This window comes from Leptolyngbya sp. AN10 (assembly GCF_050565645.1).
GTDB lineage: Bacteria > Cyanobacteriota > Cyanobacteriia > Leptolyngbyales > Leptolyngbyaceae > Leptolyngbya.
The window spans coordinates 1-18,450 of sequence record NZ_JBNXVP010000076.1 but is presented as its reverse complement, the minus strand read 5'-3'; the positions used below and the strand labels follow the sequence as shown (position 1 = coordinate 18,450).

The window sequence follows — 18,450 nt, the reverse complement described above, 5'->3', positions numbered from 1 at the left end:
GCTTTGCTGCTTGCTGTTCTCGTCATCTCTGTCTCATTTTGATCTCATTTCTGCAATCTCATTTCTGCAAATCTAGCTTCTAGTTTCGATGAAAAAATCTGTCCTATGTAATTGACATTTCACACCTACAGAATCAAGATAAGATTCCACCAACTAACGCACAACAAGCTTGCAGCACCTAATGATTCTTGGTGAAAGACCTAGCCAACTGAATCTCTCGATCAGGAGCCAGCCTCTATTATTCACACAGCTTTTTCGCGTTCGACCGTACCCCGTTTGTGTGACCCTAACATTAAGGTCATCTTTAGCCAAACAGTTTGAATCCCATAACCCTAACGTTAGGGTCACACAAACAATTTACTAATTTCTCTAAAAATTATTGCTCAATCCATCCTTCTATGAAACCTAAACCCGCTCAAAGACAGATTCGACTCGCTGTAACGAGCAATGCAGGCGGATCTGGAAAAACAACTCTTGTCACTCATCTTGCCTACGCGATCGGCGTATTAGGCTATAAAGTGACGATCATCGAACTCGACCATAACGGTTCGCTCTGTGTTTATGCAGGTGTGCAGCCTGTTTCTTCTGAGAAATCGATGGCAGCCGTTTTTAAGAAAACCTTCAAGGGTGGTTATCCACTCATTCCACTTTGGCAGAATCGGGTTCCGAACGTGACAGCAATCTTGGGCGGTGCGCCCCTCGAAGAGAGTTTCACAGATATCTATAGCGCTCCACGCAAGTACTACACATTGAAAGATCGACTGGAAGACCATCCGCTTGATGCAGATTTAGTTTTGATCGATACGCCAGCAACGCTAGAACCGATGGGGCAGGTGATGTTAGCTGCTGCAACTCACTTAATCGCTGCTGTCAAACCTGTACATAAAGACACTTGGTCGATGGCGAACTTAGTCTACTGGTATTATGAGAAGCTTGAAGAATTGCGGCTGCGTCCTCGACCTAAGATTATCGGCTGCGTCCCTTCTCATGTTGATCTGAGCAAAGCGATTCATCGCGAGATCTTAGGAGTAGATCGCCCATCTAAATCTCGATTATCTAAACCTAGCAGACGAACCAAGCGCATTGATCCAGAGGAAACTCTGCCCTACCAGCTTCAGCAGCATGGAATTGCTCAACTTTCTGGTATTCGATACTGCGATTACTATCTACACGCTGCCAAGGACGGTGTACCGCTGTACGTCAGCCGTCCTGGATGCGAGTTTGTTGAAGATTTCAAGCCGATTGTTGAAGCAGTTGTCGATTTAATGACTGAGGTGTGATATGGCAAAAGAACGAACAGGAATTGCAGTTTCATCAATGTTCAATCAGCAAACGCCAACGATCGGTAAACTGCACGATCGCATTGAAGAGCTAGAAGCAGAAATTGCATCGTTGCGTCAGAATAACCAGACGGGAGCAAATGACGAAGCGCTTCAGCAGAAGATTGATGAGTTAACAGCACGGCTTGCAGAAGATGGAGGAACGCATCGCATTTCGATTAATGTGATCAAACCAGACCCAAATCAACCGAGAACCGTTTTTCCGCCTCATGTAATTCGGGCGCGTGCGAAGAGCTTGCGGGATAAAGGGCAACTTTCTCCGGTGATTTTGACCCCGCTTGAGGATGGAACTTTCTTAATTTTTGACGGAGAACTGCGCTGGCGCTCTGCTCCAGAAGCGAGTTACAGCGAACTAGAAGCCGTTTTTCGTCGCTCATCCACTCAGGAAACCGCGATCGACCGATTTGATCAGCAACTCACCACCAGTCTTGAAGCAGAAAAGCCCCATCCTTTAGATCTTGCAAATGGGCTAGTTCGATTAATCATTCACGAATGCCCTACTTTGAGCGATCGCGTCTCTGAGATTCCAGGATTGTTGAATGCTGCGATTCAACGATTTAAGCGCACAGGCAAAATTCAAGAACTTGATATGCTTCGATACGCTGCTTTGCTCGATCAGAAAGCTTGGCTAGAGCAGAATGATTTTAGAAGTATTGAAGAACGAGCAGTCTTCGCCGTGATTCTCTCGAAGAGCCTGAATCCTGTTTCAATCAATAGTAATGTCTTTCCATTAATTGGATTAGCTGAGGATCTCCAAAATGCAGTACGAACCTGGGGAATCGAAGCCAGTAAGATTCTTGTAGTCAAGAAACTGACAGCAGAAACCCTCTCAACCGATGAGATGGTCGCTATAGAGGTTCGTCAACAGGTGATTCAACAGATCGTTAAACAGAATCTTCCTTTGAATGCAGTGAAACGGCTAGTTCAGGAAAAACTGCTAAAGCGGGATCAGTCTACTACTCCTGCTCCAACTAAAGCGGTCGAGAAGATTCAGAAACAGCTTGATGCGATCGAGGTCGATCAACTAAGCGAATCAGACCTGAAGCAAATTCAGAAGTCGTTGAAAGCACAGCTTAAGAATGTTACAGACCGACTTAAATCTCTAGAGTCAAAGTCGGCTTAGAGTCGGTTTAAATTCAGCAGCATCTTGAGTTCAAGCAGAACTCATTCTAAGTTGTCTATTGTCAGAAAATTCCTAACAACAATCGCATTAGGTTATGCTTCCTACACTTCGGGAGCGATTCAACCTGACTTCGACTTGCGCTTTGATTTGGGTGCAGTGCGGTGCGATCCGAAATATTTCTCGCTTCGGTAGCGCAACCACACTCGTAATGCTTCTGGGATTTGCTCTTTTTGCGCTTTGGTCAAGGTGTTGTACAACGCTAAGGCACGTTCTCGCTCTCCGCGACAAGCCGCATTATTGTGGGCATCCCAATAGCTTCGAGCCACGCGAATTTGCCGACAAACTTCTTTGATCAGTGCCTCTCCAGTGAGCGGTTGTTCCCCTTTTGTCATACTTCCAATACCATGCCATATGTTTAATCCTAGCCCACACCGTTAAGCATATACAGTTAGGGTCATGCCTGCTTGACGTAAGCGTTCTGCTAATATTTCACCCAAGCCAGCCGCTGGAGTAAGTACGCCTCCTCTGGTCAGACCGCCTGGTAATTCATCGAGTTGAAGTGCCAAACACAATGCGGATTCACACACAAACTTTACCGTCGCTCGATTACCAGGATCACCCTGATCTCGAATCATGCCTCGAACCTTACGTCCGTCTGCACCAATGCCGATCAGTTCACAAGAAAACCAGCCTTCATCCATCGTTTGCTCAGAGGGACCCATTCCAGGTTGGGGCAGAATTGGTTGTGCGATCGATCTAAGTTGCGGTTGTTGTAGCACGCTCATAAGCAGAACACTGCCTACTGTTACTCCTGCTGCTTTTAAACCTGCCAAGGGTTCATCGAACTTGAGATATTCCTGATAGCTAAACTCGGCTCCATAAGGAGCTTGCCATGCGTCATAGAGTGCTTGACTGCGACGCACAATGCGAGTGTTTACAGGTCCCATGAAAAAGGGAGCAATCCAGGTATTAAGATCTGAATCAAATGATGGTGCTTGCGGGTCGCGATTGCGATCGATTTCAGCTTCAGTACGGGAATTGTCTGGATTCAGCAGAAATGGATTATTCATCGCTGTGAATCCTTGTGACTCGAAGAGATTCAATGCGGATGCCAAGGTTCCACCATTGAAGCCACCTGCCATTTGATAGTAGGCGGTGACTTGACGACAATCCGTGCCGAACGTTTGTTGAAGATGTCGAACCATTAAGTAAGCACCCAGATCAGACGGAACAGAATCAAAGCCGCAACAAGGAATAATTCGCGTTCCATCGGTTGCCGCCTTTGTGTGATAGCGATCGATTAAACTTCTTACCCAAGGCGTTTCTCCGGTGATGTCTACATAGTGCGTTTTGAATCGAACACAGGCATCAACGATCGCATCACCATAACGTGCAAAGGGTCCAGCCGTCGTGAGTATCACTCGTGTTTGAGCGACGATCGTATCAATTTCCGATTGATTCTGACTATCTGCAACAAGTAGATCGACAGCAACACCCGCTTGATCTCTAACCGCTTCTAATTTTTGCCGATTTCGTCCCGCAATCGCCCACCGTACCGTTTGACTGGAAACATGACTGGCAAAATACTGCACCGTCTGTTGACCGACAAACCCACTTGCACCGTAGAGAATTACATCATAGAGACGCTCAGACATATCAGTAACACCATTCACAGAAGAGGCACACTTGTCACTCTAGCAAACGGATCACTTTATGTTTAATTCATCGGGTCTTACTGATTGAAATGCGTAGAGAGCGAGACTGCATCACCGCTCTCTACGCATTTCTTAGTTTTACTAAAACGGTCGGATAAACCGCCGATTAGAACGAACGAAGCACATACTTGATTGTCCTCTTTGTGGCAAAACTGCCATCCATGCTTTCCCCTGCCGATCAATGAGAAAATTTGGATTTTTCACATGGGCAGTCTGTGCCTGAAGCATTTCTCCAGTCGCGAATCTGGCAACAACTGACCATTCGCCAATGTTATGCACAAAGTTGTCATACAGCGCATCCGGAGCATTCGCGCTGGCGTAATCGGTGTGCTGGAACCGTTTAGCCATCCGGCAATTTAAGCCATTTTCATCTGGATCAATCACGCGCCAGCCCAAATGTCCGATCGCGTTGCTTCGGGTGTAATCCCCGTTTCGGTCAGGAATGGGGACAGCGATCGCAGCACTTCCGAAAAATATTCCCGCGATCGCGCCAATACTACTCCACCGAAAATAAGCACTCATCTTATTAGCTTTCATTGCATCCGTCATCTCTATATCTGAACCTAGCGAACTGGTTTGAAGTTGCTCGTAAATCGCGTCCAACGATCGACTTTTCCACCTGTAATGTTCAGGATGGGAATGTTCCAAGTTCTAGTTGCACGACCCGCTTCTTCATAAGACACCAGCACTGCGGTTGATTCAGATTTCCCCAGTCCGTATGCGGTTGCAATATCGCTTGCAAGGGCGCAACTGATCTGAAACTCTCCCATCTCGATCGAGCCGTTGTCTGCCCTGTATGTCCAAGTTGTTCCAGGAGAGAGCCGTCCTGATGAACACATCCAGTGTGTCACCTCAAACATTTTGGCAATGTGAACATCATAGACACGCAGGCGACCACCATAAGCAGATTTCGTAGTGTTGGTGTCTGGAACCGTCATGCTGAACTGTCCTTCACCTGTCGCAATCGTCATCGGCAGTGCTGTTGATGCCTCAACGGATTTTACAGTTGGCAGAAAGATAGTAGTCGCTGCAACACTAAGCAATAGAGATTTCCAAATTTTCATTGGTTATGTCGGTGAATGCGTTATTTCAAGCATTCCCTTCGCGATCATGGGGATCACATCAATCAGGAACGATCGCTTTTTAGTCGCCAGCAACAATGATTTCGATCCAACACTTGTTGCGATCGCTTCTACAAAATAACGGTATTTGAAAGCTTGAGTAGAGAGCTTTAGCGGTGTCTCTATGCTGCGGTATCATACCCTGCCAACTCGTCGAGCGTACAGTTCAGAGTTTGGCAGAGAATCTGCATCTCTTTCGGCGTGAGGCGTGGCACTGCATCTCCAGTTTCCCATGAGCTAATTGTTTTGTGACTTCTACCGATCGCATCAGCTATATCCTTTTGACGCAGCCCAGCTTGGCGGCGCTTCAATAGCAGCCATTGAGCGAACGTCAGAGAGGAAGGGGATACAGACAAACTCATAGCCCAGGATGTGAGAGACGTATCGTTAGAATAACTCACTTTTTGTGGAAAACGCGCATTTGTGGCGAACTGCAACGGGTTTGGGGTTGATCCACCAGATTATTCCAGTTTTTTTCTACTATTTCCGCTAAGGGCGGATCATCCTGCTAAGTCGGCAAATTTCCAAGAAAGTCGTATTCAAGAGCTTGTTTTTTTAAAGAAGATCAGTTTCAAAAGATCAATGCGATTTGATATTAGAAAAACGATCGATAAAAGTTGCTGTCTGTTTTGGCGTTGATGAAGGTGAAAAATCTGAAGCTTCAGTAATTCTTCTCACCTATTTGTAGCAATTGTTATCCTGTTAGCAGAACGGGGACATTAGGAATAGCGAATCACGGTGAGGATGTCAGCCAATGACCTTCAATAAACAGGATCTGAGCGAACGGGATATTTGTACAAAATTTATTACTCCTGCTCTAGAGCGATCGGGGTGGAATATTCTGACTCAGGTGCGTGAAGAAGTCACCTTTACACAAGGGCGCGTGATTGTGCGTGGGAAACTGGTGAGCCGAGGCGAATCGAAACGGGCGGATTACATTCTTTATCACAAGCCGAACTTGCCGATCGCGATTATCGAAGCGAAAGATAATCGGCATGGTGTGGGGGATGGAATGCAGCAGGCGCTTAAATATGCAGAGATGCTTGGTGTGCCGTTTGTGTTTAGCTCGAATGGCGATGCGTTCTTGATGCACGATCGCACTCTGGCATCCGGGCAGATTGAACAAGAACTTTTACTTGATCAGTTTCCGTCGCCGGAACAGCTTTGGCAGCAATATTGCCGTTGGAAAGGGATTGGTGTCGAGATTGAACCGATCGTGACACAGAGTTACTACTCAGATGGAACAGGCAAAGAGCCACGGTACTATCAGCGAACGGCGATCAATGCCACGATCGAAGCGATCGCGAAAGGACAGCAGCGGATTTTGCTTGTAATGGCGACGGGAACCGGGAAAACCTTCACCGCATTTCAGATTATTTGGCGATTGTGGAAGTCGAAAACCAAGCGACGAATTCTGTTTTTGGCGGATCGTAATATCTTGGTGGATCAAACTAAAACAAACGACTTCAAGCCGTTTGGAAGCGCGATGACAAAGATTACGAAGCGGCAGATTGATACGTCTTATGAGATTTATTTGTCGCTGTATCAAGCGGTTTCTGGAAGCGAGGAAACGCAGAATATTTACAAGCAGTTTTCGCCGGATTTCTTTGATTTGATTGTGGTGGATGAGTGCCATCGGGGAAGTGCAGCGGCGGATTCGGCATGGCGGGAGATTTTAGAGTATTTCACATCAGCAACACAGATCGGATTAACGGCAACGCCAAAGGAAACGAAGGAAATCTCGAATATCGATTATTTCGGTGAGCCTGTGTTTGTGTATTCACTGCGTCAGGGCATCGAAGATGGGTTTCTTGCTCCATTCAAAGTGATTCGGGTGGACTTGGATAAAGATTTGGAAGGATGGCGACCGCAGACCGGACAGATTGATAAATATGGACGAACGATCGAGGCGCGGGACTATAACGTGCAGGATTACGATCGCACGTTGGTGTTAGAAAAACGAACCGAACGAGTCGCTGAACGAATCGCGCAGTTTCTCCGCGAGAGTGGCGATCGGTATGCCAAGACGATCGTGTTTTGTGAAGACATTGATCACGCAGAACGGATGCGACGGGCGTTGGTGAATCAGAGCGCGGATTTGGTGGCAGAAAATCGCAAATACATTATGCGGATTACCGGCGACGATCGAGAAGGTAAATTAGAACTCGATAATTTTATTGATCCTGAGAGTCGTTATCCGGTGATTGCAACCACTTCCAAACTGATGACGACAGGTGTTGATGCCAAGACTTGTAAGCTGATTGTGCTGGATCAGCGGATTCAGTCGATGACCGAGTTTAAGCAAATCATCGGGCGCGGTACTCGAATCGATGAGGATCACGGCAAGCTGTTTTTCACGATTATCGATTTTCGCAAAGCGACAGAACTCTTTCGCGATGATGAGTTTGATAGTCCGCCTGTGCAGATTTATCAGCCCGAAGGTGATCAGCCAATGCTACCGCCAGAAGACGAGGAAATCGGAGAGCCAGAAGAAGTCGTAATTTTGGACGAAGGGCGGCAGGGGCGGCGCAGAAAATATTATGTGCAGGATGTCGAAGTCGAAGTAATTGCGGAACGGGTTGAGTATTACGGTCCCGGTGGTGTACTGGTGACAGAATCGCTCAAGGATTTCACCCGGAAAACGGTAACGCGATCGTTTGCGTCACTGGATGCGTTTTTGACGCGATGGAATAAGACCGACCAGAAACAAGCGATCGTACAAGAACTGCGATCGCAAGGGATTTTACTCGAAGCCCTAGCAGAAGAAGTCGGGCAGGATTTCGATCCGTTTGATCTGATTTGTCATGTGGCGTTTGATCAGCCGCCTCTAAGTCGTCGAGAACGGGCGGAACAGGTTCGCAAACGCGATTACTTTAGTCGATATAGCGATCGCGCTCGGATCGTTCTCGATGCGCTGTTGGATAAATATGCGGATGGGGGCGTGAGTGCGATCGAAGATTTGAGCGTGTTGAAGGTGCAGCCGATTAATCAATTAGGAACGCCGCTAGAGATTATCAAACTGTTTGGCAGCAAGCAGGATTATCTCAAAGCATTGAGTGAGCTTCAGGCGGAATTATATCGTCAGGCTTAAAGATAGATTGTGAGGAGCAGAAACGTAGTATAAATAACGCTTGAGTTTCTCCCAGGCAATAGGCGATGGCGATCAGCACGACGGTTAAGGCGATTCAGGACATCATGCGAAAAGATGCAGGTGTCGATGGCGATGCTCAACGGATCAGTCAATTGGTCTGGATGCTGTTTCTGAAGATCTTTGACGATCGAGAACAAGAATATGAACTCGAAGACGATTATCGATCGCCCATTCCAGAGCCGTTACGCTGGCGCAATTGGGCAGCCGATAAAGAAGGAATTACCGGAGAGCCGCTGCTGGAATTTGTTGATCAAAAGCTGTTTAGAACGCTGAAGCAACTCGCTCAGGAGGCAGGCGCAGATTTACGGGCGAAGATGGTCGGCGATGTGTTTGAAGATGCCTACAACTACATGAAAAATGGCACGCTTCTGAGACAGGTGATCAACAAGATTAATGAGATTGACTTTAACGACTCGAAGGATAAGCACCTGTTTGGAGACATCTACGAGAAGATTTTGCGGGACTTGCAGAACGCTGGAAACGCGGGCGAGTATTACACACCGAGAGCGGTCACGCAATTCATGGTGGAAATGGTTGATCCACAACTGCATGAGCGAGTGCTCGATCCAGCTTGTGGAACGGGTGGCTTTTTGGTGTGCGCGTTAGAGCAGATGCGGAAATTGGTACAAACGGGGGCAGATGAGCGCAAACTGCAACGATCGATCGCAGGAGTCGAGAAAAAACCATTGCCGCATTTGTTGTGTATGACAAATCTGTTGCTGCATGGGGTCGATATTCCTCCAGTGCGGCATGATAATACACTGGCGCGACCGCTGCGGGATTATGCGCCGAAAGAGCGGGTTGATGTGATTTTGACCAATCCGCCATTTGGAGGCATCGAAGAGGATGGAATCGAGGCGAATTTTCCGGCAACCTTGAGAACGCGGGAAACGGCGGATTTGTTTTTGGTGTTGATTATGAACTTGTTGCGCGATGGGGGACGAGCCGCGATCGTGCTGCCGGATGGCACATTGTTTGGGGAAGGGGTGAAGACGCGGATTAAAGAGAAACTGCTGGAAGAATGCAATTTACATACGATCGTGCGGTTGCCGAATGGGGTGTTTAATCCGTATACCTCGATTAAAACGAATCTGTTATTTTTCACTAAAGGCGACCCGACCCAAGAGATTTGGTATTACGAGCATCCTTATCCAGCGGGATATAAGTCGTACTCGAAAACGAAGCCGATTCGGATCGAGGAGTTTGAGCCAGAAAAGGCTTGGTGGAACGATCGAGTCGAGAATGAATTTGCGTGGCGAGTGTCGATCGAGCAAATTCGGGCGAACAACTACAACTTGGATATCAAGAATCCACATCAGCCGGATGCAGAACAGGGCGATTTAGATGAGATGCTGCGGGAGAATGATTTGCTGTCTGCGGCAGTGCAAGAGACGCGGGACAAGTTGAAGCGGGAATTGATGTTGGCATTGGGTGAAGGGGAGCGCTGAACGGATGCCTGTGGTGTATGTGATTGGTGGGGCGAATGGGTCGGGGAAGACGACTTCCGCGCTGACGATTTTGCCAGCGTTGGGGGTGATTGAGTTTGTGAATGCGGATGCAATTGCGTCGGGGCTGTCTCCGCTCAATCCTGAGTCGATGGCGATTCAAGCAGGGCGATTAATGCTGGAACGGTTGAATGAGTTATCAGCAGCGGGGGCGGATTTTGCGTTTGAAACGACTTTAGCGGCTCGGACTTTTGCGCCATTTCTACGATCGTGTAAAGACAAAGGCTATCAAGTTAGTCTTCTGCATTTCTGGTTGCCGAGTGCAGATTTGGCTGTGGAACGGGTGGCGCAACGGGTGGCGAGTGGAGGACATTCGATTCCAGAAGACGTAATTCGGAGACGATACGATCGAGGACGAATCAATCTGATTGAGTTGTATTTGCCCTTATGCGATTTTTGGCAGGTTCTCGATAATGCAGAACCAGGATATCGATTGATTGCTGAAAAAGTGATTGGACAGTCTTTTGATATTTATGATCAAGAAACTTGGAATCAGATCACGAGGGGAATATATGACTGAGGATGAGAGTCGGGCAATTAATCAGAAGATTCGTGACGGGGTGAAGGTGGCGATCGCACAAGCGATCGAGCGGCATCGACGGTTAGGAGAATCGATCGCGGTTTGGCGAGATGGAAAGGTGGTGATTTTGGAAGCGGATCAGATTCCACCCTTGCAACCAGAGTCAAAGGAGATGAAGTGATGAAAACTCAAACATCAATAGAAGTAGAAAAGATTTTGCAGGTTCAGAGAGACAAGATTCTGGAGGTTGCAGAACGGCATGGAGCGAGGAATGTTCGGGTGTTTGGCTCTGTTGTGCGTGGAGAAGCGATCGCAGAAAGTGATATCGATTTGTTAGTGGATTTGGGTGAGACGTTGAGTGCTTGGTTTCCGATGGGATTGATTCATGAATTGGAAGCATTGTTGAATCGCAAAGTGGATGTAGTGACAGAGAAAACGTTGCATCCTTTGATTCGCGATCGAGTGTTACAGGAAGCGAAGCCACTATGAAGAATAGCCGAGTTTATCTGATTCACATTCGAGACTGCATTGATAAGGTCGAAGCTTATACGGCAGAGGGAAAAGTGGCATTTTTGGCAGATGCAAAGACACAAGATGCAGTGATTCGTAATTTAGAGATCATCGGTGAGTCTACACAGAGGTTGCCAGATGAGTGGAAAGTAGCACACCCGGAAATAGAATGGCGCAGAATTGTAGACTTTAGAAATTTTTTAGCGCATCAATATCTCGATGTTGATCTTGATATTGTTTGGAACGTGGTTGAGAATTACTTGCCAGAGTTGAAGACGGTGATTGAGTTGATTTCGCAGGAGTTTTGGGACGGATGAGTGTAGTGGCGTTTTTTGAGAGTTTTAGGGTGCTGGCGGATGCGTCCAGTGGAGTGCAGAAGTTGCGGGAGTTGATTTTGCAGTTAGCTGTTCAGGGAAAGCTGGTTTCGCAAAATCCAGAAGATGAACCAGCGAAAGTTTTATTAGAGAATGTACAGGCTGAGAAGCAACATCTAACTAAAATTGGAGCGATTACTAAATCTAGACCTTTACTGCCTCTGGATTTTACTGAAATACCTTATGAAGTACCAAAAAACTGGCTATGGGTAAGATTTGGAGAAATTGTTACCAGTATTGAAGCAGGAACTAGCCCTCTGTGTGAAAAGCGTCCGAAAGATAATCATGAATGGGGTGTTCTGAAAATTAGTGCAGTCTCATGGGACAGATTTGATCCACATCAGAACAAGGCTTTGCCATCAAATATTGAGCCGAGACTAGAGTACGAAGTGAAGCTAGGCGACTTTCTAATGTCTAGAGCAAACACTAGCCAATTAGTAGGGAAAAGTGTTGTTGTTGAGAGTACTTCAACTCGTTTACTAATTAGCGATAAGACTCTTCGCGTTAATTTCTCAAAACTGCTGAATAAAAGATTTTTCAATCTGTACAACAACAGTATCTCAGCAAGAGAATATTATGCGAAGCAAGGAACGGGTACGAGTGACTCGATGAAGAATATTACACGCGATCAGATTCGCTGCTTACCTACTCCCTTACCGCCAATCGAAGAGCAAAAGCGAATTGTTAACAAAGTAGACCAACTGATGAAGCTCTGTGATGAGTTAGATCAACGACAAAAACAAAGTCGATCGCACACCGTTCAACTCAACGATCGCGCTCTTGCTCATCTGCTTGCTGCTGAAGATGCCGATGAATTCGCGTATTACTGGGGGAAAATTCTCGATCGCTTCGATTCGCTCTACAGTCTTCTTGAGAATGTTGGGGCACTTCGTCGATCGATCTTACAGTTAGCAGTACAAGGAAAGCTTGTTTCTCAAGATTTTGATGACGAGCCAGCCTCGATATTAGTTGAGAGAGTGCTACTTGAGAAGAAACGGCTATCTGATGAAGGTAAGCTCAAGAAATTAGTTCCTCAACCAGCAATTGAACCAGAAGAAATATTATTTAATTCACCTACGGGATGGGCTTGGGCACGATTTGGCGAAATTTCAGAGCTTGCTAGTGGTGTTACTAAGGGAAGAAAACTAATAGGTAGAGAAACTGCATTTTATCCTTACCTCAGAGTTGCCAATGTTCAGCGCGGATTTTTGGATCTGATAACTATCAAAGAAATCGAAATTCCTGTAGAAGAGCTAGAAAAGTATCGCTTGCAGAAAGGTGACGTACTATTAACCGAAGGAGGAGATTGGGATAAGTTAGGTAGGTCAGCAATTTGGCGAGATGAGATAAGTGATTGTATTCATCAGAATCATGTATTTCGAGCAAGATTCTTTAACAGTGGTATATCTCCAGAATGGGCTGTATTGTTCACTAACTCACCGATTGGTAGACAATACTTCGAGACAGCAGCGAAAAAAACAACTAATCTTGCATCCATCAATATGACACAACTCCGCAATTGTCCTTTCCCAGTACCGCCAGCCAAAGAACAGAAACGCATTATCGGTAGAGTTCACCAGTTGATGATGCTTTGCGATGAGTTGGAAGAGAAACTGAGAACATCGAGTCAGGCTGAAGATCGCTTAACGTCGATCGCGATTCACAACATTCTGAATGCAGGTTAATGATCTGATGAGAACCAAATGAACAATCGTCGCTAAAGCGGAAATCAAATTTCTTGTGTAATATGATTGTTATTTTGGAATTTATTACACAAGAACTCAGTTAGCGCTCATCTTGCTTACAGGCTCGATCGCACTTCAGCATAGTCCTTTGTTTGATGTCGATCGCTTCTCCAATCAGTTCCAAAAGTTTCTTGTGTAATAAAGGGAGAAATAATAGCTTTTTTACACAAGAAAACGCTTCGACAAATTAGACAGTTCTATGGCTGTCGATCGCTATTCCACACCAGCATCCGGCTCTAATTTCTCAACCTCGGAAGCGATCGCTTCGATTTGTTGTTGTAAATCCTCGATCGATGGAAGCTGTGTCTTAAACTTATCTGGTAGTGCAGCCGTCGTCCGGTACGTCGAAACGCTAATCGGTTGCGTCATTCCCCGCAGCGCATACTCAACCACAGACTTCTTCTTAGAACGACACAAAATAATCCCGATCGTCGGCTGATCATGCGGACGACGCAGCTTATCATCAATCACATTCACATAGAAATTAATCTGTCCAGAATACTCTGGCTTAAAATCAGTCGTTTTCAGTTCAATCACCACAAAGCAACTCAATCCCAGGTGATAAAACAACAAATCCGCAAAAAATTCATCCCCCTCTACCTCAAGTCGATATTGACTTCCCACAAACGCAAAGCCCACCCCAAGCTCAAGTAAAAACTTCTGAATATGTTCGAGCAGGGCACGCTCCAAATCTCGCTCAAGCGTTTTCTCGTGCAGATTCAGAAAATCCAGATTGTACTCAGACTTCAACAAACTCTGAGCCAGTTCAGATTGAGGCGCAGGCAAGACCGCCTCAAAATTCGTAATTGCACCCCCCTGGCGACTAAAAAGATCAGTATCAATCTGATGAACCAGAACACTCCGGCTCCAGCTATTCTCGATGGTCTTTTGAATGTACCAAACCCGCTGAGTCGGGTCTTTCACCTTATCGAGAATCGCGCAGTTATGCTTCCAAGGAATTTGTCCACCAAGCTGGTGGATAATTTGCTCATCCGGATAAGCCTCAGCAAACGCCCTCATATACGTCAAATTCGTGCGTGAGAACCCCGTCATCCCTGGAAATTCCAAGCGCAAATCCTTCGCTAGCCGTTCGATCACTTTAGTCCCCCAACCTTCTTGCCGCTGCCGCATGAGAATCTCTTGCCCAATTTGCCAATAGAGCAGCACCAATTCCTGATTCACTGCCAGCGCCGCCTTTACCTGAGTCGCTCGAATTCTTTCCTTCAGATTGCGGAAAAACTCATCATAGTTATCCGAGAAAAGCGAGGTTTGCTGAGACATGATGGCAAATGTTCGATCGTGGGTTAATCACAGAATTCTAAAAAGTGGTAGGAATGCTCTCAATCGTTCTGCCACGGTGGGCGCTTTCCAATGTATTTATTCTTTGTTCTTCCCTGCTCATGCCAGTACGCATACCAGTATGGTCCATGTCCAACTTCTGAGATTTCACCCTCCATACAGGGGCAACTTATCTTACCGCATCGCCGTTTCTGCAATACATAAGTTTTACCTTGATAGTTGCGCGTCTCAATGCTGTTTTCAGCAACATCAGCCGCAATCATTGTATTTTCCTGTAATCGCTTGCCCAACCATCTGTAGAGTTGCTGCTGTTCATCTGGAGTGAGGCGATTAATAGAAGCTTGAAGAGAAGCGATCGACGATCGACGCGGCATGATGTCTTGTGTAATTCTTAGTTTTATTCTATCTGTCATTACACAAGAAAATGCACTAAAAACAAGTAGTTCAAACGCACCTCTAAGGCTTATCCTGCTTGAAATGTAGCGCTAGGGCTATTTCATCTTCTTGTGTAATGGCGGTCTATTACACAAGAAATTTTACTCTCCGCCCTCAATGATTTTGCGAAAACTGCGCTGAACTACTAAAATCCGAGTGACATTGAGATCGAACAGTACCAATCGCATTGCTACAAGTCCTTCGCCAATTCTCATGCCTAGAAAATCCACAAAGCGAACCACAGAAACGGATACTCACGCAAATCAGGTCACTCCTGCCAAACCCAAGGTGACTCCTACTCAGCCAGCCGATTCTAAGCCTGTCAAACAGCCCCGTAAACGCTCCCGCACTGTTCCCCGCCCAGCGACAAGTTCTGATCTCTTTCCTGGAGAGTCGATTCACCGTATGGCATCGAGTCGGCTCATTTGGGAAGGAGCAAACATCCTGACACAGCGCAAAGACTTGCAATGGGCAGATTCAGAAGATGGACTGTGCTACGAAAGCCTGATTGCTAAAGGAAAAGGATTTTTATCGTTCTGGCTTACACAAGATTTGTTCTCGAAGTATCCATCGGTTCTCGAAAGTGAAGCTGCGCTTGCCTTGATCGAACAGTTCGATATTCGTGCTGCCTGTATGCACTTGATTTATTCAGCCCACGCGACCCAGCTCGATCGACCGTGGGAGCAGCAGTTTGTTTTAAACGATCGTCAATTAGAACGGTATCTCGGACTTGATAAAAACAAGAATCTCAACCGCCAAGAAAAGCTGCAATTGATGTTGGAGTTAGCAAAACAACCTTGCCATCTCCTCGTATATGTTTCATATCCCGACCAGGGGCGAATTCAGAGTTTTACAGTGAGTCGCACCTGGCTTTGGGAGATTGCAGAACCGATGCTGCACTTTCAGGAGTGTTTACAGGATGAGTCCGGCGATCATGTCGGAGAACAAATGCTAGTCGGCTTTACCCTTAGTATTCGCTGTGGCAACTGGGCGAAGTACTTCCTAAATGAAGAAATGCGGCGGAATCGCGAGGGATATTACGAATACGGCATTTTGTCGCAGCAGATTCTACAAGACCTCATGAGTACTTGGCATCACTACGAGGGTGCTGCACGATTGATGACTTGGTTACTGTTCAAAACCAAGATCAATCGCCATAGTCCAATGACTGTAGAAGCATTGATGAAGGTCGCGTTTGGCGAAAAAACTCTACAACTTGCAAAGTCCAATTACCGCGATCGTGCAAAAGTTGTGCGATCGTGGCTCACTTCGCTCAAGGTGTTGATCGAGAAAGGTTGGAAGATTACTCGCGATGTCGAGACTTATCCGATTCAGTACTGGATAGACACGTCTGAATCAGGGCTACTTGCTCAAATTCCAGACGATCCAGAGCAAGCCGCAGCATTTTGGGCAAAAGATGCCACCCAAGAAGCCGGAGCGCGTCTAACCGACAAAACAAAGCGAATGCGAGGTCAGTTCGATCAGCTTCTAGCTAGTAAAGTTTGGATTCAACCGCCTGAAGTCGTTGCAGAGAAATTAGATGAAATCGACGAGGCACGAAGACTTTATTCCAAAGTGGAACCGAAGCGACGCGCTCTCAACGTAGCCTCTAGCGATGCTCCACAGTCGTCGATCGAGAAGCCGCCTTTACTTGCGATCGAGTCAGGAATGCAACTCAAGCAGCTTCGTCTGGCGAAAGGTATGACTCAAGTTGAGTTAGCTGATGCGATGGAACGAACAGAAAGTTGGGTCAAGATGATCGAAGCTGGAAAGCGAAAAATTCAGCCGAAGTACCAGGAAAAACTGATTCGATTGCTCAGTTAAGGGTCACAGCTTTCGACAGTTTCCCTTTACCCTAGATGAACGTCACAAGCGCTAGGGTCACAGTCTACAGCGATTCCCCGTTACCCTAGATGAACGTCACATCGCCAAGCTTTAAATAAAGCCCTTTTACCCCGAATGAACGTCACTAAGCGTAACGTCACAATTTTCCCAAATAGTTCCTTTTACCCTAAATGAACGTCACAAAAACGAAGCTGATTTACACGGTTCGCACCCGTCGTACTTTGTTCTTCAACCTTGGATGAACGTCACAAATGTAGCCATAGATTTGCGCTCACCTTCGATAAACGTCACAGCGATCGCACATCAAAGAAGCGTTTTCAGGGTCACACCCTTGAGAAAAATCTCTTTCAGCTTAGATGAAAGTCACAGATCTAACGGTTTTTACTCCCGCACTATAAATGAAGGTCACTCGATTTCAGCGCAAAACGCCGTTCACCTTGGATAACAACACCGTTCACCCTAGATAAAGAGTCTCGTTAGGTTAGATGAACGTCACTTTGAAAAGCTGTAAACCATTGTGTAGCTTGCATTTCAGTGAGGGTCACGGTGCTGATCATCTTGATCAGATTGATCGCTCAAGGTCACAACTCGAAGTCACTCAGCCTTGATAGGGTTTGGTCGCTAACAGAGCGAACTACACCGATCGGGTTTGAATGTCACAATTCGCAACTAACCTTTTCTCACCTCAAATCGATCAACTGCCTGAAGATGACTTTCTGGCACTGTTCCCACATCGTTATGACTTTATTTGGGCAGAACATACCCATCCACAGGAAACGGTTGAGTGGCAGACCGAGCGCCGCTATCCGCTCAGCGATCGACAGATTAATCAAGGCTCTTATCTATACGGTGTCCGCTTCGGCTCTAAAACAAGCTACGGGTTGCTAGATATCGACAGAGAAAGCCTATATCACCCACGGCACGACCCCTTTGCAATCCAGCGCATCACGGAAGCGTTAGAGCCGCTGAATCTTGTCAGTTACGTTGTTTGCACATCGAGCTACAGCAGTGGGTTACATCTTTACCTTCCTTTTGAGGAGCCTCAAAGCTCTTGGCAAGTCTCGATCGCGATTACAACTCTGCTAGAAAATGCAGGATTCAAACTTACACCCGGGCAGCTTGAAGTTTTCCCGAATCCCAAACCTTACCGGAATGATCAATCATTTAGTCTTTTCAATGCTCATCGACTGCCGCTGCAAATTGGTTCATATCTGCTCAATCAAGATTTTCAGCCCATCTGGAGCAGTCGAAGCACATTCGTACAGCATTGGAATCAAGTGCGATCGCGAAATACACTAAATACCCAAACAATCAAACAAGTTCTAAAACAGTTTAAGCGTCGTTCTTTTTGTCTCTCTGGTAAAGCAGATAAATATCTCAATGATCTGAACGCGGAAATTGAGATTGGCTGGACAGGATTTGGGCAGACAAATCGATTGCTTGGTCGGATTGCAATGCGATCGTATGTGTTTCATCATGTGATTTCGGGTGGGAATCCATTAACTGGATCATTGCTTGTTCATGAGATTGTACGGGTTGCTCGATCGCTTCCAGGCTACACCGATTGGTGTCGGCATCAGCATGAAATTGAACATCGAGCCGAAGAATGGGCGAGATGTATTGAATCAAGCCACTATTTCCATTACGGAGATCAGAAAGGAAAATTTAAGGCAAAGTCTGAGGAGTTAGAGAGTGCGATCGATCAGTCTCCATCATGGAATCAACAACAATTGGAATCTGCACGAGATCGAATTAGAAGTGCGATCG

General features: G+C 46.3%; 17 protein-coding genes and 1 pseudogene. 11 read left to right on the top strand and 7 right to left on the bottom strand.

Annotated features, from left to right (window positions below; genetic code table 11):
- The first annotated feature begins 398 nt into the window (after positions 1-398).
- The gene (locus ACQ4M5_RS40635) at positions 399-1,280 is read left to right on the top strand and encodes a ParA family protein (RefSeq protein WP_430681493.1); all 882 of its coding nucleotides are present in this window, start codon (positions 399-401) and stop codon (positions 1,278-1,280) included.
- Between the two features lies 1 nt (position 1,281).
- Positions 1,282-2,463 carry a ParB/RepB/Spo0J family partition protein gene (locus tag ACQ4M5_RS40630; protein WP_430681492.1) on the top strand — a complete coding sequence of 394 codons (1,182 nt, stop codon included), beginning with the start codon at positions 1,282-1,284 and terminating at the stop codon, positions 2,461-2,463.
- 119 nt (positions 2,464-2,582) lie between these two features.
- On the opposite strand, the gene ACQ4M5_RS40625 is transcribed toward ACQ4M5_RS40630, so the two are convergent.
- The 5 genes from ACQ4M5_RS40625 to ACQ4M5_RS40605 all read right to left on the bottom strand — a co-directional run bounded on the left by ACQ4M5_RS40625 (position 2,583) and on the right by ACQ4M5_RS40605 (position 5,661).
- Positions 2,583-2,855: a Precorrin-3B methylase gene (locus ACQ4M5_RS40625; protein ID WP_430681491.1), complete on the bottom strand. Its 273-nt coding sequence runs from the start codon at positions 2,853-2,855 to the stop codon at positions 2,583-2,585.
- A gap of 42 nt (positions 2,856-2,897) precedes the next feature.
- The gene (locus ACQ4M5_RS40620; protein ID WP_430681490.1) at positions 2,898-4,118 is read right to left on the bottom strand and encodes a saccharopine dehydrogenase family protein; all 1,221 of its coding nucleotides are present in this window, start codon (positions 4,116-4,118) and stop codon (positions 2,898-2,900) included.
- A 141-nt stretch (positions 4,119-4,259) separates the two neighbouring features.
- Positions 4,260-4,715 carry a hypothetical protein gene (locus ACQ4M5_RS40615; protein ID WP_430681489.1) on the bottom strand — a complete coding sequence of 152 codons (456 nt, stop codon included), beginning with the start codon at positions 4,713-4,715 and terminating at the stop codon, positions 4,260-4,262.
- A gap of 26 nt (positions 4,716-4,741) precedes the next feature.
- On the bottom strand, positions 4,742-5,242 hold the full coding sequence (locus ACQ4M5_RS40610) for a hypothetical protein (protein ID WP_430681488.1): 501 nt from the start codon (positions 5,240-5,242) through the stop codon (positions 4,742-4,744).
- Positions 5,243-5,421: 179 nt separating this feature from the next.
- Positions 5,422-5,661, bottom strand: coding sequence for a helix-turn-helix transcriptional regulator (locus ACQ4M5_RS40605; RefSeq protein WP_430681487.1), 240 nt, complete (start codon positions 5,659-5,661; stop codon positions 5,422-5,424).
- A 392-nt stretch (positions 5,662-6,053) separates the two neighbouring features.
- Here ACQ4M5_RS40605 and hsdR point away from each other — a divergent pair, with 392 nt between their 5' ends.
- The 7 genes from hsdR (at position 6,054) to ACQ4M5_RS40570 (ending at position 13,044) form a co-directional block, all read left to right on the top strand.
- The gene (hsdR, locus tag ACQ4M5_RS40600) at positions 6,054-8,390 is read left to right on the top strand and encodes an EcoAI/FtnUII family type I restriction enzme subunit R (protein ID WP_430681486.1); all 2,337 of its coding nucleotides are present in this window, start codon (positions 6,054-6,056) and stop codon (positions 8,388-8,390) included.
- Between the two features lie 65 nt (positions 8,391-8,455).
- Positions 8,456-9,898 (top strand): N-6 DNA methylase, encoded by a 1,443-nt coding sequence (locus tag ACQ4M5_RS40595; protein WP_430681485.1) that lies wholly within the window; start codon positions 8,456-8,458, stop codon positions 9,896-9,898.
- 4 nt (positions 9,899-9,902) lie between these two features.
- Positions 9,903-10,475 carry an AAA family ATPase gene (locus tag ACQ4M5_RS40590; protein WP_430681484.1) on the top strand — a complete coding sequence of 191 codons (573 nt, stop codon included), beginning with the start codon at positions 9,903-9,905 and terminating at the stop codon, positions 10,473-10,475.
- The gene (locus tag ACQ4M5_RS40585; RefSeq protein ID WP_430681483.1) at positions 10,468-10,656 is read left to right on the top strand and encodes a hypothetical protein; all 189 of its coding nucleotides are present in this window, start codon (positions 10,468-10,470) and stop codon (positions 10,654-10,656) included. Before ACQ4M5_RS40590 ends, ACQ4M5_RS40585 begins: the two co-directional genes overlap by 8 nt.
- Positions 10,656-10,964 carry a nucleotidyltransferase family protein gene (locus ACQ4M5_RS40580; protein WP_430681482.1) on the top strand — a complete coding sequence of 103 codons (309 nt, stop codon included), beginning with the start codon at positions 10,656-10,658 and terminating at the stop codon, positions 10,962-10,964. The genes ACQ4M5_RS40585 and ACQ4M5_RS40580 overlap by 1 nt, the downstream gene beginning before the upstream one ends.
- Positions 10,961-11,302 carry a HepT-like ribonuclease domain-containing protein gene (locus ACQ4M5_RS40575; RefSeq protein ID WP_430681481.1) on the top strand — a complete coding sequence of 114 codons (342 nt, stop codon included), beginning with the start codon at positions 10,961-10,963 and terminating at the stop codon, positions 11,300-11,302. Before ACQ4M5_RS40580 ends, ACQ4M5_RS40575 begins: the two co-directional genes overlap by 4 nt.
- The gene (locus tag ACQ4M5_RS40570) at positions 11,299-13,044 is read left to right on the top strand and encodes a restriction endonuclease subunit S (RefSeq protein ID WP_430681480.1); all 1,746 of its coding nucleotides are present in this window, start codon (positions 11,299-11,301) and stop codon (positions 13,042-13,044) included. Before ACQ4M5_RS40575 ends, ACQ4M5_RS40570 begins: the two co-directional genes overlap by 4 nt.
- Before the next feature lie 273 nt (positions 13,045-13,317).
- Here the strand turns inward: ACQ4M5_RS40570 and ACQ4M5_RS40565 are convergent, their stop codons facing one another.
- Positions 13,318-14,385: a PDDEXK nuclease domain-containing protein gene (locus ACQ4M5_RS40565; protein ID WP_430681479.1), complete on the bottom strand. Its 1,068-nt coding sequence runs from the start codon at positions 14,383-14,385 to the stop codon at positions 13,318-13,320.
- Between the two features lie 59 nt (positions 14,386-14,444).
- Positions 14,445-14,816 (bottom strand): DUF6788 family protein, encoded by a 372-nt coding sequence (locus tag ACQ4M5_RS40560; RefSeq protein ID WP_430681478.1) that lies wholly within the window; start codon positions 14,814-14,816, stop codon positions 14,445-14,447.
- A gap of 235 nt (positions 14,817-15,051) precedes the next feature.
- Between ACQ4M5_RS40560 and ACQ4M5_RS40555 the strand changes: the two genes are divergently transcribed.
- Together ACQ4M5_RS40555 and ACQ4M5_RS40550 are read left to right on the top strand one after the other, a co-directional pair.
- A complete protein-coding gene (locus tag ACQ4M5_RS40555) occupies positions 15,052-16,662 on the top strand; it encodes a helix-turn-helix domain-containing protein (RefSeq protein ID WP_430681477.1) in 1,611 nt (536 codons plus the stop codon).
- A 674-nt stretch (positions 16,663-17,336) separates the two neighbouring features.
- Positions 17,337-18,450 (top strand): annotated as a pseudogene (locus ACQ4M5_RS40550) (hypothetical protein); the annotation flags it as partial.